Origin of the sequence: Methanofervidicoccus abyssi (assembly GCF_004310395.1) — an archaeon.
Taxonomy (GTDB): Archaea; AGJL01; Methanococci; order Methanococcales; family Methanococcaceae; genus Methanofervidicoccus; species Methanofervidicoccus abyssi.
In genome coordinates this window covers 17,012-29,825 of the sequence record NZ_BFAX01000003.1, presented here as the reverse complement: position 1 = coordinate 29,825, position 12,814 = coordinate 17,012, and the positions used below count along the sequence as shown (strand labels likewise).

Here is a 12,814-nt window from a genome sequence, read left to right as displayed (position 1 = left end):
TCTACCACATAGTAACAATAACTGGAGTATCAGGCAATTTAATGTAAGGGTTTTTCTTTACCATTAGAATGGCATCTGTACCGTCCTCGTAGTATCTTGGTAGTAATCTCTTGTCCATGTAACCTCTCTTGTAATAGAACTTCCTTGCATCCACGTTGTTGAACCTCACCTCTAAGGCTATATATCCAACGTTGTACTTTTTAAATAGAGTATCTTCCAGTTTCTTCAGGAGTGCAGTACCTATACCTTTATTTCTATACTCCTTAGAAGTTGCAATAGACACTATATGCCCATGTCCCCACTCTATAATCCCTATAATATAACCCACTAACTTCTTGGTATTTTCGTCTTCCGCAACTAAGAATCCTTCTGGAAATGAAGAAAATACTTGCATTATCAACAGAGGAGGATATGTGTATTCAAAAGACTCTTCCTCTATCTTTATTACCTGAAGTATATCACTGTCCCTCATCTTTCTGATTTTTATATTTTCCATCATCTTCACAAGAGATTTTGTATGTTTTATATACTTCCGTATTATTATTCAAAAAGAAAAGAAATTGTTATTTATTTCTCTTTCAAATCTTCCAAGATTAGATTAGCCACCTTCTTTCCAGAAAGGAACATACCTCCAAAGACAGCCCCCATCCTGTATCCTCCATGGGTAGCATTTGCCGCCATACCACAGACGTATAGTCCTGGAAATATTTCTCTAGTATTCCTCAATAGTGAATTTTCTCCCTTTTCAGCCCACAAGGATCTTTCCCCTGGAATCTCCAATTTTAACTCCTTATTCTTCATTGCAAGAATATTTGAAACTGAAGCTTCATGTCCAGTTGCATCTACTACATATTTCGCATCTATTGTAAGGGGATCTATATGGAGACCTGCCTTTTCAATAGAGTAGGAGTTTATTACAACTCCACATACCCTGTTCTCCTTTAAGATAACATCTTCAACCACGATACCAGTAAGGATCCTCGCTCCCGCATCTATAGCTCCACAACCTAACTTTGCCGCAACTTCAACGGAGTTAGCTACGTACAATCCCTTACCTACATTCTCTAACTTAACATTGAAATCCTTTAGGATCTCATGAGCAGGTTCCTGTACTGTAATATAAGGGAATCCCATTCCTCCTCCCCAAATACCTCCTCCAAATGAAAGGTGTCTCTCTAAAACTATAACTTTGACACCTTTTTCTGCTAAATACTTAGATGCTGTTAATCCACTGGGACCTCCTCCTACAATCACTACATCTACATCCAATATATCCATCCACATCTTAAAGGAAGAGTTTAAAATTGCAATGGTTATTTCCCTTTCTTCTACCTTCTTTAGTTTATTTTCCATATTATACCTCTAGATTTTTTTATTTTATACTTTTTAATCTATGTTTTCCAACTATTTTATATAAGTTGTTTTATATTATTTTATAACTCCTGTTAATATGAGGTATTTATATATAATACTTAAAAGTTTAATCTTTTTATAGATTTTATATTTAAAGTTTTCATAAATCTTTTTAGTATTTCTGTAAGTATCGATATATAAAAAATATAAAAAAGATTTGGTGATACCGTGGTAAATATAGTAGTTAGAAAATTAGATACTACTCCTGTAGAAGAGAGGCCTATTGAAATCGTAGAGAGAAAGGGCTTAGGCCATCCGGACAGTATCTGCGATGGTATAGCTGAAAGTGTAAGTGCTGCACTCTGTAGGATGTATAAGGAGAAAGTAGGTACTATACTTCACCATAATACAGACCAGGTTGAACTTGTGGGAGGTCATGCCTATCCAAAATTAGGAGGAGGTCTTGTGGTAACTCCTATTTATATCCTTATATCTGGAAGGGCAACCATGGAGATACTAAACAGGGAAAATGGAGAGATCGTTAAATTACCTACTGCCACTGTTGCCATCGAGGCTGCAAGGTCTTATTTGAAAAAGATACTGAAAAACATAGATATAGATAAAGACGTTGTAATAGATTGTAGGATGGGACAGGGGTCCATGGATTTAATTGAAGTATTTGAGAGGAAAAAATCTGAGATCCCGTTGGCAAATGACACCTCTTTTGGAGTAGGATACGCTCCACTTAGTACCACAGAAAAATTAGTCTTAGAGACAGAGAGATTCCTAAACAGTGAGGAGTTAAAGAAGGAGATTCCTGCAGTTGGAGAGGATATAAAGGTTATGGGTCTAAGGGAAGGGAAAAAGATTACTTTAACTATAGCCATGGCTGTAGTAGATAGATATGTAAAATCCATCGAAGAGTACTACGAGATAAAGAAAAAGGTTAAAGAAAAGGTGGAGAAGTTGGCTAAGGAGATAGCAGGGGATTACGATGTAGAAATATGTATAAACACTGCAGATAGTGGTGACAGTGTATATTTAACGGTAACTGGAACTTCGGCAGAGATGGGAGACGACGGTTCAGTTGGAAGGGGAAATAGAGTGAATGGACTGATCACACCTTTTAGGCCCATGAGTATGGAAGCAGCTAGTGGTAAAAATCCAGTAAATCATGTTGGAAAGATATACAATATACTAGCTAATATAATAGCCAATAATATAGCAGAGATAGGAGGTGTTAAGGAGTGTTACGTTAGAATACTCAGTCAGATAGGGAAACCTATAAATGAACCGAAGATCTTAGATATAGAGGTGATAACTGAAGAAGGTTATAACTTAGAGGATATAGAACCTAGGGCAAAAGATATTGCAAAAAAATGGTTAGATAAGATCCCGGAGGTTATGGAGAGGGTTATAAATGGAGAGATTAAAACATTTTAATGGATTAATACATCTCATTTCCTATCTAAAGCAATAAAGATGAAAATTCCCCTCTACTTAGTTGTGGAAAATGGTATAATGTATTTCTTTTTCTTTTTTATTTGATTGGTTATAGTTATAGTTATAAATAGTTATAAACAGGACTTTTTAAATTAACATGAATTAACAACAATAAATATAATTATATAAGAATAATTAAAATTAAAAAAATAGAAATCTTAATAGAGCTTAATAAAAAAATTAATGGGTAAAAAAGTAAAATAACTCCTATTTCCTGGACTACATCAGTACTGAAAACAGGATAGAATTTTCTGTTAATCTTCCTTCTTATAAGTTTTTGCTTCTTTTCTGTATAATTTTGGCTATTTTTATTATTATTCCTATTCTATTTTTAATTTTTAATTAGGTAGTAATTAATTATTAATAAATAAACCGTATCAATACTATTATTCAAAACTACAGAGAGTTAGAAAAACAAATACTATTACAAAAGGTGGTAGTTTGATACTTTTGGCAGTGCCAAACAAGGGGAGGATTTCTGAGCCTGTTATCAAGATACTGGAAAAAGCAGGGTTAAAGATGTCTGTTAAGGGAAGAAGTCTATTCGCAAAAACTGTAGATGAAGATATAAATGTGATGTTTGCCAGAGCCAGGGATATTCCAGAGTTTGTGGCAGATGGTGTGGCAGACTTAGGTATCACAGGGTACGACTTAGTACTTGAGAGGGGAGTAGAAGATAGAGTAGAATTCCTTCTAGATCTCAACCTTGGAAAGGCTGATTTAGTAATTGCAGCTCCAGAGGACTCTAACATCTCTTCAATAGATGACTTAAAGGATGGTATGAGAATAGCAACAGAGTTTCCAAATATTACGAGGAAGTTCTTAGAGAGTAGAAACTTGAAGTTGGAAATAATAGAGCTTAGTGGAGCTACTGAAATAGCTCCTTTCATAGGGATTGCAGATCTTATAAGTGATCTAACCTCTACAGGTACTACCCTACGGTTAAACAGGTTAAAACCTATCGTGACAATAGTCTCTTCTACTACAAGGTTGATAGCGAATAAAGAAAGTATAAAAGATTCTAAGAAACAGATGAAGATAAATCAGATAGTTACTGGAATAAAAAGTGTACTCCACGCCCAGACAAAGAGACTTATTATGATGAATGCGCCCAAGGAAATATTGGAGGATATTAAAAAGGTACTACCTGGTATGAGTGGTCCTACAGTTTCACAGGTCCTCTCTGACGACAGTATAGTGGCTATTCATGCAGTGATAGATGAGAAGGAAGTGTTTTCTACAGTGGCTAAATTAGAGGAACTTGGTGCTAAGGATATATTAATAATACCTATTGAGAGAATCTTATAGTTGATAAAAAATATAAAAAAACTTTTAACAGGATTCCAGCTGTTAGATTATAACCTGATCAATTCCCGGTAAGACAGGTAGCAGAGTATTAAACCTGAGAGTAGGGCAGTTCCCAGCACCATCCACATAATTATAACCTGAATTTTCGCCGCATATAGGGGATCTGCACCAGCAAGTATCATACCTGTCATAGCTCCTGGTATAAATATAATACCTACAGACTTCATCATGTTCATCATAGGTGTGACAGAGGAGGTAATTGCCACCCTCATAAAAGGTCTCAATGCCTGAAATTCAGATGCACCTAAAGCTAAATATCCCCAGAGTATACTCCTGTTGGATCTAATATGATCTACGATCTTATCTAGTACGAGGTGAATAGCATTCATGGAGTTTCCAACAATCATACCTATCAAGGGAATGATGTACCTTGGTTCGTAGGGTACTACATGGGAAAACCTCAATACCATCAAGGTAAAGAAGGTAACTGTTAGGAGTGTTAGAGAGATATAAAGAAACATGTATCTTTTATTATACCTTTTATTTTCCTTAATTTTAGCATTCATTTTACTGTTGACGATGTAGGTTGCAGTAAGTATCATCAGAAGTACCATAATATAGGTAATTACAATTCCTCCATATTCGAAGATGTAGATAAGAACATAGCCTAATATTATAAGTTGAATAAGTGCCAGGATGGCAGAATATAGAATCTCTTTCTCTAATCTGATTTCCTCCTTAATAGATAGAATTATAGCAATAAGTATAAAGATAAAACCATAAATTAACTCAACCATAGAAAATCCCCAAAGAGAGTTATACCTTACTACTCTTTATCAAAAACTCTGCAATCCTGTAATCCGCATCTATACCTAAGTACTGGAACCCCTTTATACCTGGTGCAGCGTTAGTTTCAATAACGTAATAACCTTCCTTAGAGGGAAGTATATCTATCCCTACTATATCTCCACCTATAGCCTGGGCACATCTAAGTGCTAAATCTTCTAATTCTTCAGTGATTTTTACAGGTTTGATGGAACCTCCCATGTGTAGATTTGTGATAAAATTCTTACTAACCCTACTGTATCCTCCAATCACTTCATCTCCAACTACCAATATCCTGACATCCCTGTAGAGATCTCCAACCCTGAAATCTATATACTCCTGTACTATCATCCCCTCCCATATTGCATTTTTGGTGTATCTTTTTAACTCCTCATCTGATGTTATCTTTTTCACTGTAACTCCACACTTTGAAAAAGAGTTCTTCAGTACTACGGGATAATCCAAATTCTCTTCTTCCATAAACCTTTTTGCATCTTCGTAATCTCTTATTAGGGCTGTTTTTGGAGTATTTATTTTATTTTTAGAGAGTATTTTGATAGTTTTAAATTTATCTGAAGAATTATATAAGGCTTTTAAACTGTTTATAAAGATATATCCTTCACACTCCAAGGCATTTAACACCTGCCAGGAATACATTGTCAATCTGCCTAGATAGTTACCTATGCTACATCTAGAATGTATCACATCACATTCTATGTAAAAATTTCTATCTACTATTAATTTATCATCTGCCAATAGCAGAACCTCACATCTACCCCCTAGATTCTCTATAGCCCTCTTTAGAGCATAAGTCGTGGAACTACCTTCTGGACTTATTATGGTTATCATAGTTATACCAGGTTAGTCGTTATTTTATACATACGATCATTTAAATTAAAAAACAGAAAAAACACATAAAAGAGTAATTTACTTTTAAAACTCCTTGGGATGTGATTAGATGCTGGAAGTACGATAGAATTCTTTAAACTCTTATCTCCTTAAAGTGTCTGTTTTACTCTCTTTTTATTAATAATCTTTTATTTCTTTTATTATTTTTTATTTTGTTCCAATTAGTTTTTTAAATTATTTTTATTGATATCGTTATTATTTTCTATTTTATTAAAACGATCATGGAATCTCAATAAAAATAATAACAGAATCAATCCCATTAATAAAAATATAATTATAAGAGCATAAATTATAAAAATTAAAGATACTAAAAAATTTAATATAAAAAATAAAACTTCCATCCATCTCAAAATATAAATAATTACAATATTTGATTGATAGGTGAAAAGCATGTATCAGTGGAAACTAAGCGAAATAGTAGATAACGATTTATGTGCCAGGTGTGGTACCTGTGCTATAGTATGTCCAAATAGTAAAATAGTTTTTGACGGTATCCCAAAATTAAAAGAGGAGTGTCTAAGGAAGGGACATGGGATGTGCTACGAGGTATGTCCAAGGGTATCTTCTGGTGGTTATCAGATAAGGATCAGAGCTGACTTTAAAGAGAGAATAGAGTACTACTTCGGAAGGGGAGATATTGAGGGGCAGGATGGTGGAGTAGTTTCCACATTTTTAAAGTATCTTTTAGAGAGTGGTAAGATAGACGGAGCGATAGTTGTAGGTGATGAGTGCTGGAAGCCTGTATCTATAATAGTTCAGAACTCTGAAGATATAAAAAGATCTACAAAATCTAAGTATACAATTTCTACACTTGATGCACTTAGGACTGCAGGAGAGATGGGAATTGAAAGAGTTGCAGTTGTAGGCCTTCCATGTCAAATATCTGGCCTTAGAAAACTCCAGTATTTCCCATACTTAGCTAATTACAACGGTGAGATAGGTAAAGATGGAAAGATGGTAAAGTTGCCAAGGATAGAGTATTTAATAGGATTGTTTTGTATGGGCAAATTTCAAGAGGAAAGCATAAACAGGGTTCTAGAAAATAACAACCTGAGAAGAGAGGATATAGAGAAATTCGATATTAAGAAGGATATGTTTACAATGATAACTAAGGAAGGAAAAAGATATACTGTCCCCCTGAAGGAGCTTGAATACTGTGAAGGGTGTAAAATCTGTAGGGATTTCGATTCTACAATGGCAGATGTTTCTGTGGGATCTGTGGGAAGTCCAGAGGGGTACTCTACGGTGATAATAAGGACTGAAAAGGGAGAGATTATTAAAGAGGCTGTAGAGTTAAAGGAGAATGTGGATATAGAGAGCATAGAAAAGATAAGAAGATTAAAAATGAAGAAATTTAGAAAAGAGATAGAGAAAAGAAGAAAAAGTGGGAAAAAGATATCTTACTACTGGATTACTGACTACGGAGGTATAGGTAAGAGAGCGGATAGCACACACTTTATAAGGATAAGGGGAAAACCTTGTGGCTGGTACTCCATAGAAGATATAAGAGATATATTGGAGATTACTGAAAAATACGGTGGTAGGATAAAAATAACAGATAGAGGATCATTTGAGATCCATTCCATTCACCCAATCGATGTAGAAGATATGGTTTTAGAGCTACATAGAAGAGGTTTTGAGACAGGATCCGAAGGGCCTTTAGTGAGAACTGTTCTTGGATGTCCAGGTGGTGGGAACTGTAAAAGTGGGCTGATAGATACTAAGGAGTTATGTACGTTGATAGAAGAGAAGTTTAAAGAGTATCCCGCTCCCTACAAATTCAAGATTGCGATAAGTGGCTGTCCAAATAAGTGCGTTAGGCCACAGATCCACGATATTGGAATAGTTGGTGTTAAATACCCTGAGACCAATGAAAACTGTAATGGATGTGGAAGATGTGCAGATGTTTGTAAGGTTGAGGCTATAGACATTAGAGGAGAAACTTCTTATACCAACTACAACATCTGTGTAGGTTGTGGAAAGTGTATCAAGGCCTGTCCTAACGAGGGTAGGGATGTAAAAGAGGAGGGGTATATGGTGTATATTGGAGGAAAATCTGGAAGGGATGTGGTATTTGGAGTACCTATCGGATTGGTGAGTGTAGATGAGATAGTTCCCCTAATAGAGAGTGTATTAAAGGTATATTCTAAGTATGCCGAGAAACCTCAGAGGGAGAGATTATCTGCCGTTATGAGTAGAGTTGGAATCGGAAGATTCTTAGAAGAAGTCAAATCACTAAGGGTATCTAAATAGTAGATTGAATCAAGTAGTCTATATAACACAATAAATCTGGATGTATTGGAATATAAAAATTATAAAATCTTTTTAATAAATCTTTTTAATCGTTTTTACAATAAAACATCTGGGGAATGTAATGAGTGCAGATTTAAAGGATATACCTATTACAGACAATCATATGCACGTAGATGGTAAGAATGGTTACGGTGCTGAAAAGGTGGCAAGAATTTTCAAAAATGCTGGAGGAAAGACTCTAATATTACTGAATAAACCTTCATTTACAGGTGATCTAACTGGCCCCATGGATATGTTAATACGGGATATAGAGACTATAAGAAAGAAAGTTGATGGGATACAGGTATACGGATTAGTTGGAGTACATCCCTGTGAAATCATCACGATGGTGGAGAAAGGGAAGAGTTTAGAATATACTAAGGAGAAGGTGATAGAAGCCTTAAACTATGCCAGGAAACTTGTAGAAGAGAAGGAATTTTTAGTTGGTATTGGAGAGGTAGGGAGACCCCACTTTAAAGTGAGTAAGGATGTATGGAAGCTCTCTAACGAGATACTCCTATATTCTATGGAGATTGCTAAGGATATTGGATGTGCCTTACAGATCCATGGAGAGAGTGCCTCAGAGGAGCAGTTCAGGGAATTTAGAGATATGGCTAGATCTGTAAATCTAAATCCTGAAAAGGTTATAAAACACCACTGTGGAGATAACGTATTGGAAGGAGAAAAATACGGAATCTTTCCCTCTATTATAGCCTCTAAACCAGTTGTCGAGGCCGCAAAAAAATCCCTAAGGTTTGTAATGGAAACTGACTATATCGACGACTTAAGACGTCCTGGAGCAGTTTTAGGGATAAAGACAGTCCCAAGAAGGACTAGAAAACTTTTAGAAATGGGTATAATTAATGAAGAAGGTGCTTATAAGATTCATAAGGAAAATGTTGAGAAACTTTACAACATAGAGTTGTAATAGTCCGTTAAAAAAATAACAGTACTTTGTTAAGATTAATTATTAATTAATTATTATTTTTATTGTATTATATTATTTTTATAATTTTTAATGGAAATGGTAAATAATAAAAATAATTAATGATAGAGTAATATTAACTACTATTTTTCTTCTCACCGTATAGTATCTTAGCTATCTCCCTAAGGGTTTCAATACCTTTAGCTTCAGTTTTTAAAAGAGGTACATGGGCTATAACTTTATCTCCAAACTTCTCTTCTATCATCTTCAACCTACTCATCTGTAGTTTTCTCCTGGATCTACAGAAGTCACATTCAACGTCTTCAGGTATTATCTGATTTACTATAACTGCATCTACAGGTATCCTGTACTTCTCAAGGGCTTTCATAGCCCTCTCACTCTCTAGGATGCTCATCTCTTCAGGTATCACTACTAATCTAAAGGAAGTTCTATTTGGATCTGCAAGTATCTCCCTGGCCTTGGTAATTTTCTTTTTCATCTCCTCTAACTCCTTTAGAACTTTGTCGTAGTCTATATCTTCCTCTTCTCTACTGAAAGGTATCAACTTCTTCATCACCTTCATCATTCCACTGATCTGTTTTTTAAACTTAATCATCTTCGTCATATATCTGTCCATTAACTCTGGCAAACCTAGAAATCTCAAGGTGTGTCCAGTTGGGGCGGTGTCGAATATAACGACGTCAAAGTCGTTGTTATCTATATATCTTAGAAATACATCGAAGGCTGCACTTTCATCTGTCCCTGGAGATAGAGCTGCCATTTCCAGCTGTTCCTCCAACAAACCTCCAAGCATAGGGTTTTCATCTAACTGCTTCTTTAACTTCTCCTTGTACTCCTCCATGGCCTTATGGGGATCTATCTCAACCACATAGAGATTGTCTATCCCCTTTACCTTTGTAGGTTCATGGCCAAACTCCTGTTCAAAACTATCCCTTAGAGAGTGTGCAGGATCTGTAGATACTATAACAGTCTTTAACCCCTGTTCTGCACAGTATATACCAGTTGCGGCGCTCATGGTGGTTTTTCCTACACCACCCTTACCTCCAAACATTATATACTTTGTACCCTCCTGCTCCAACTTTTTTTTAGTAATTCCCTTTAATGTATCTTTGATCTTAGATATCATTCTTATCACCTGTTATCCTTTATCCTTGTAATTAACTCCTCAACGTCCACAGAAGTACATATACAACCATCCTTTAAAAGAGGCTGTCCTTGTACAGGTATGCCCTTCCTAGATAGGTAATTCATCCCATAGAAGAGATCCCTATAGCAGGAGACTCCGAAAACTCCTGTAGGTTTTTTCTCCTTTAATATCCTCTTTATAAATGTAGAACCTGGAACTATATATACCTCGTAGTTGTTCTCCCTGGCGATTTTGATTATAGATCCTAATAGACATCTTTCACAGAAAACACATTCTATACCGTTTACCCCTAACTTGGCAGGACACTTTATATCCCTTAAACAGTGAGGAAGTATAAGTACCTTTCTTTCAGCGTTCTTGAAAGGTTGATAGTAGTACCTATTGTAAAAGTCTATCCCTATCCTGTAAAACGTATCTTCTGTACCTATCATTAGACACAACTTTAGAAGTATAGGATGAAAGTTATCCATGATATATAAAAATACCGTTGGAAGAATCAACTTGTTTTTCTTTACTAAAAAATAACCAAGTACTAAACTGACAAGTACTATGATAAATCCAAAAAGTATAATTAGGGCTGAGAGTATTCCTAAAAATTCAAAAAAACCCGACAACCCTGATCCATCAAAAAACATGATACTCCTCATTTTTAAGTGGATTGCAAATTCTTTAACCTATTACATATATGATTCAACATATTCTTTAAGTTCTCCTTGTTGTCAAATTCTTTTACTATCCTCTGAAGTTCTTCTCTATCTAAATTCTTGTAATCTCTAACGTATTTCCTAAGAAGTGGCAAGCATCTAGTTAATTCATCTACTATAGTAACTGTAGATTGTTGAGCTGTCCTGGAGAGTGGATTTAGATCTATAGAAATAACTTTTTTGCCCATCTTTACAAGAGCCTCAGTTCTATCTCCGTCTTCCAAAGGCACAAGGATCACATCTGCAGAGTATATCCCCTCCTGGGAAACCCTACCTCTAGCACTCTCCAAGTTAGGTATCTGTTTGTTGGCATCTTCTATTCCTAATATCTTTATTCTACCACTTTTAATCTTCTCCCTAATAACAGGGTTCTCCTCAAAGAACTCTTTAATCTTCCTCAGTCTTTCCTCACTTCTGTAGAAAAGATTTACCTCAATCTTTCCATTTAACTCCTCTGCAAGTTTGACGATTTCCTCCCTAGCCAGTGCCACCGTATTGCCGTTAACTGAGATAACAGGGTTCTCTGCCAGTACCAATATTGCGGCAGCAGTTTTTATAGCCCTTAGGGCAATATCTGTAGTCCTCTCTCCTATGAGATAGTCGAAAGTCTCTCCCCTACCATGGGCGATAAGACCTGCCTTTGCAAGTATCCCCCTATCTAATGCTTCCACTATCTTCTCCCTATTTAGTAAAGATTTATACCTTGGATGGCTTTTTGGGATATCCATAGTATCAAGTTATATGTGGTTTCTATTAGATGTAAGTTCGTATATTCTACAGGAGTCGTTATTCTCTTCATCTACTATTTCAATATCTTCAATGGATCTTAAACCTAAGCTGTCGGCAGTCTTCTCTATTCCTAACTTTTTATCTGTATCGATCTCTATGACATAAGCCTCCAATGTAGGTATCTTAAGGATATTACATGCTACAGCCCTGTGATGTCCATCTACAAGGATATACTGATCATCTCTACCCTTTTTCTTTATAACTATTATAGGCTCAGCGAGGCCTCTCTTCAACTCATATATTCTCCCCTGTAATTCATCTTCGTAGATCTTTCCCTGTGTAGGTCTGATTTTATTTACCGGTATGGTATCTGTATATACTCTAAGGTTAAACCCTAACTTTCTATAGGCATCCACTATTTTATTTAACTTCTCTGGAGTAGTTTTCTCTATCTGGGATCTTATAACATCGGTGTTAGTGATTATACCTAATAGTCTATCTTCTTCATCTATAACAGGTAATTTTGAAAACCCTGTCCTAAACATCAACCTTCCAACATCCCTTATATCGGCATCTGGTCTAGTGGTTATCATATTTTTTCTTTTAACCATTATGTTCTTTACCTTCTCATTTTCGTCTTTACCTATCAGGTCGTTGACTGAGACGATACCTACTACTCTACCCTCTGAGACTACTGGAAATGTATCATGGGAGGTCTTCTTAATGAGTTCTATTACATCTTTTACAGTATTCTCTGGACTGACGTAATATACATTTTTTGTCATATATTCTTCCACTTTAACCATAATAACCCTTCCTATCTTCTGCTCTTTCTGTACAGTATCTCCCCTGTTTTTTTGTTTCTAATTTCCAGTACTCTATGGAGTGGAATTGTTGTAACTTCACAGTCTCTTTCAAATACTATAAAGGATCCTTTAATACATATACTGTCCATCGAGATTCTCTTTTTAAGATTATTACATTTTCCACTACTACCCTCCCTATGTAAATATACTACCTCGTAATCTTCAGGAGAGTAACCAGGATGCCAAAGTATCTTGTTTATTAACTCCTTTAACATGTTTTTATTTTTTTTAT

13 protein-coding genes are annotated in these 12,814 nt (G+C 35.6%); 4 read left to right on the top strand and 9 right to left on the bottom strand.

Annotation, left to right across the window (positions count from 1 at the left end):
• Position 1: 1 nt before the first annotated feature.
• A complete protein-coding gene (gene rimI, locus MHHB_RS02690) occupies positions 2 to 496 on the bottom strand; it encodes a ribosomal protein S18-alanine N-acetyltransferase (protein WP_131007093.1) in 495 nt (164 codons plus the stop codon).
• 71 nt (positions 497 to 567) lie between these two features.
• On the bottom strand, positions 568 to 1,353 hold the full coding sequence (locus tag MHHB_RS02685; RefSeq protein WP_131007092.1) for a sulfide-dependent adenosine diphosphate thiazole synthase: 786 nt from the start codon (positions 1,351 to 1,353) through the stop codon (positions 568 to 570).
• Positions 1,354 to 1,581: 228 nt separating this feature from the next.
• Between MHHB_RS02685 and MHHB_RS02680 the strand changes: the two genes are divergently transcribed.
• Both MHHB_RS02680 and hisG read left to right on the top strand, forming a co-directional pair.
• Positions 1,582 to 2,796, top strand: coding sequence for a methionine adenosyltransferase (locus MHHB_RS02680; protein WP_131007091.1), 1,215 nt, complete (start codon positions 1,582 to 1,584; stop codon positions 2,794 to 2,796).
• A gap of 501 nt (positions 2,797 to 3,297) precedes the next feature.
• Positions 3,298 to 4,164, top strand: a complete 867-nt coding sequence (gene hisG / locus MHHB_RS02675; RefSeq protein WP_131007090.1) for an ATP phosphoribosyltransferase — start codon at positions 3,298 to 3,300, stop codon at positions 4,162 to 4,164.
• Between the two features lie 47 nt (positions 4,165 to 4,211).
• On the opposite strand, the gene MHHB_RS02670 is transcribed toward hisG, so the two are convergent.
• Entirely contained in the window at positions 4,212 to 4,961 is a 750-nt protein-coding gene (locus MHHB_RS02670) for an ABC transporter permease (RefSeq protein ID WP_131007089.1), read from the bottom strand.
• A 19-nt stretch (positions 4,962 to 4,980) separates the two neighbouring features.
• Positions 4,981 to 5,838, bottom strand: a complete 858-nt coding sequence (gene cofF, locus MHHB_RS02665) for a coenzyme gamma-F420-2:alpha-L-glutamate ligase (protein ID WP_131007088.1) — start codon at positions 5,836 to 5,838, stop codon at positions 4,981 to 4,983.
• A gap of 450 nt (positions 5,839 to 6,288) precedes the next feature.
• On the opposite strand from cofF, the gene MHHB_RS02660 reads away from it, so the two are divergent.
• Together MHHB_RS02660 and MHHB_RS02655 are read left to right on the top strand one after the other, a co-directional pair.
• A complete protein-coding gene (locus tag MHHB_RS02660; protein WP_131007087.1) occupies positions 6,289 to 8,151 on the top strand; it encodes a Coenzyme F420 hydrogenase/dehydrogenase, beta subunit C-terminal domain in 1,863 nt (620 codons plus the stop codon).
• Positions 8,152 to 8,272: 121 nt separating this feature from the next.
• On the top strand, positions 8,273 to 9,118 hold the full coding sequence (locus MHHB_RS02655; protein ID WP_131007086.1) for a TatD family hydrolase: 846 nt from the start codon (positions 8,273 to 8,275) through the stop codon (positions 9,116 to 9,118).
• 133 nt (positions 9,119 to 9,251) lie between these two features.
• Here the strand turns inward: MHHB_RS02655 and MHHB_RS02650 are convergent, their stop codons facing one another.
• From MHHB_RS02650 to MHHB_RS02630, 5 genes are read right to left on the bottom strand one after another with little or no spacing between them, the layout of a single operon-like run.
• Positions 9,252 to 10,262, bottom strand: a complete 1,011-nt coding sequence (locus MHHB_RS02650; RefSeq protein WP_131007085.1) for a TRC40/GET3/ArsA family transport-energizing ATPase — start codon at positions 10,260 to 10,262, stop codon at positions 9,252 to 9,254.
• Between the two features lie 5 nt (positions 10,263 to 10,267).
• Positions 10,268 to 10,918, bottom strand: coding sequence for a DUF116 domain-containing protein (locus MHHB_RS02645; protein ID WP_229701906.1), 651 nt, complete (start codon positions 10,916 to 10,918; stop codon positions 10,268 to 10,270).
• 14 nt (positions 10,919 to 10,932) lie between these two features.
• Positions 10,933 to 11,715 carry a 4-phosphopantoate--beta-alanine ligase gene (locus tag MHHB_RS02640; RefSeq protein WP_131007083.1) on the bottom strand — a complete coding sequence of 261 codons (783 nt, stop codon included), beginning with the start codon at positions 11,713 to 11,715 and terminating at the stop codon, positions 10,933 to 10,935.
• 9 nt (positions 11,716 to 11,724) lie between these two features.
• Complete coding sequence (locus tag MHHB_RS02635) at positions 11,725 to 12,522, bottom strand: CBS domain-containing ParB/RepB/Spo0J family partition protein (RefSeq protein WP_131007082.1); 798 nt, start codon at positions 12,520 to 12,522, stop codon at positions 11,725 to 11,727.
• An 11-nt stretch (positions 12,523 to 12,533) separates the two neighbouring features.
• A complete protein-coding gene (locus tag MHHB_RS02630) occupies positions 12,534 to 12,797 on the bottom strand; it encodes a DUF504 domain-containing protein (protein WP_131007081.1) in 264 nt (87 codons plus the stop codon).
• Positions 12,798 to 12,814 lie beyond the last annotated feature (17 nt).

Coding starts and splice junctions, on each gene's coding strand:
- MHHB_RS02655 (WP_131007086.1), top strand. CDS start 8,273: ATGAGTGCAGATTTAAAGGATATACCTATTACAGACAATCATATGCAC.
- MHHB_RS02660 (WP_131007087.1), top strand. CDS start 6,289: ATGTATCAGTGGAAACTAAGCGAAATAGTAGATAACGATTTATGTGCC.
- MHHB_RS02650 (WP_131007085.1), bottom strand. CDS start 10,262: ATGATATCTAAGATCAAAGATACATTAAAGGGAATTACTAAAAAAAAG.
- MHHB_RS02670 (WP_131007089.1), bottom strand. CDS start 4,961: ATGGTTGAGTTAATTTATGGTTTTATCTTTATACTTATTGCTATAATT.
- MHHB_RS02635 (WP_131007082.1), bottom strand. CDS start 12,522: ATGGTTAAAGTGGAAGAATATATGACAAAAAATGTATATTACGTCAGT.
- MHHB_RS02640 (WP_131007083.1), bottom strand. CDS start 11,715: ATGGATATCCCAAAAAGCCATCCAAGGTATAAATCTTTACTAAATAGG.
- MHHB_RS02630 (WP_131007081.1), bottom strand. CDS start 12,797: ATGTTAAAGGAGTTAATAAACAAGATACTTTGGCATCCTGGTTACTCT.
- cofF (WP_131007088.1), bottom strand. CDS start 5,838: ATGATAACCATAATAAGTCCAGAAGGTAGTTCCACGACTTATGCTCTA.
- MHHB_RS02685 (WP_131007092.1), bottom strand. CDS start 1,353: ATGGAAAATAAACTAAAGAAGGTAGAAGAAAGGGAAATAACCATTGCA.
- MHHB_RS02645 (WP_229701906.1), bottom strand. CDS start 10,918: ATGTTTTTTGATGGATCAGGGTTGTCGGGTTTTTTTGAATTTTTAGGA.
- rimI (WP_131007093.1), bottom strand. CDS start 496: ATGGAAAATATAAAAATCAGAAAGATGAGGGACAGTGATATACTTCAG.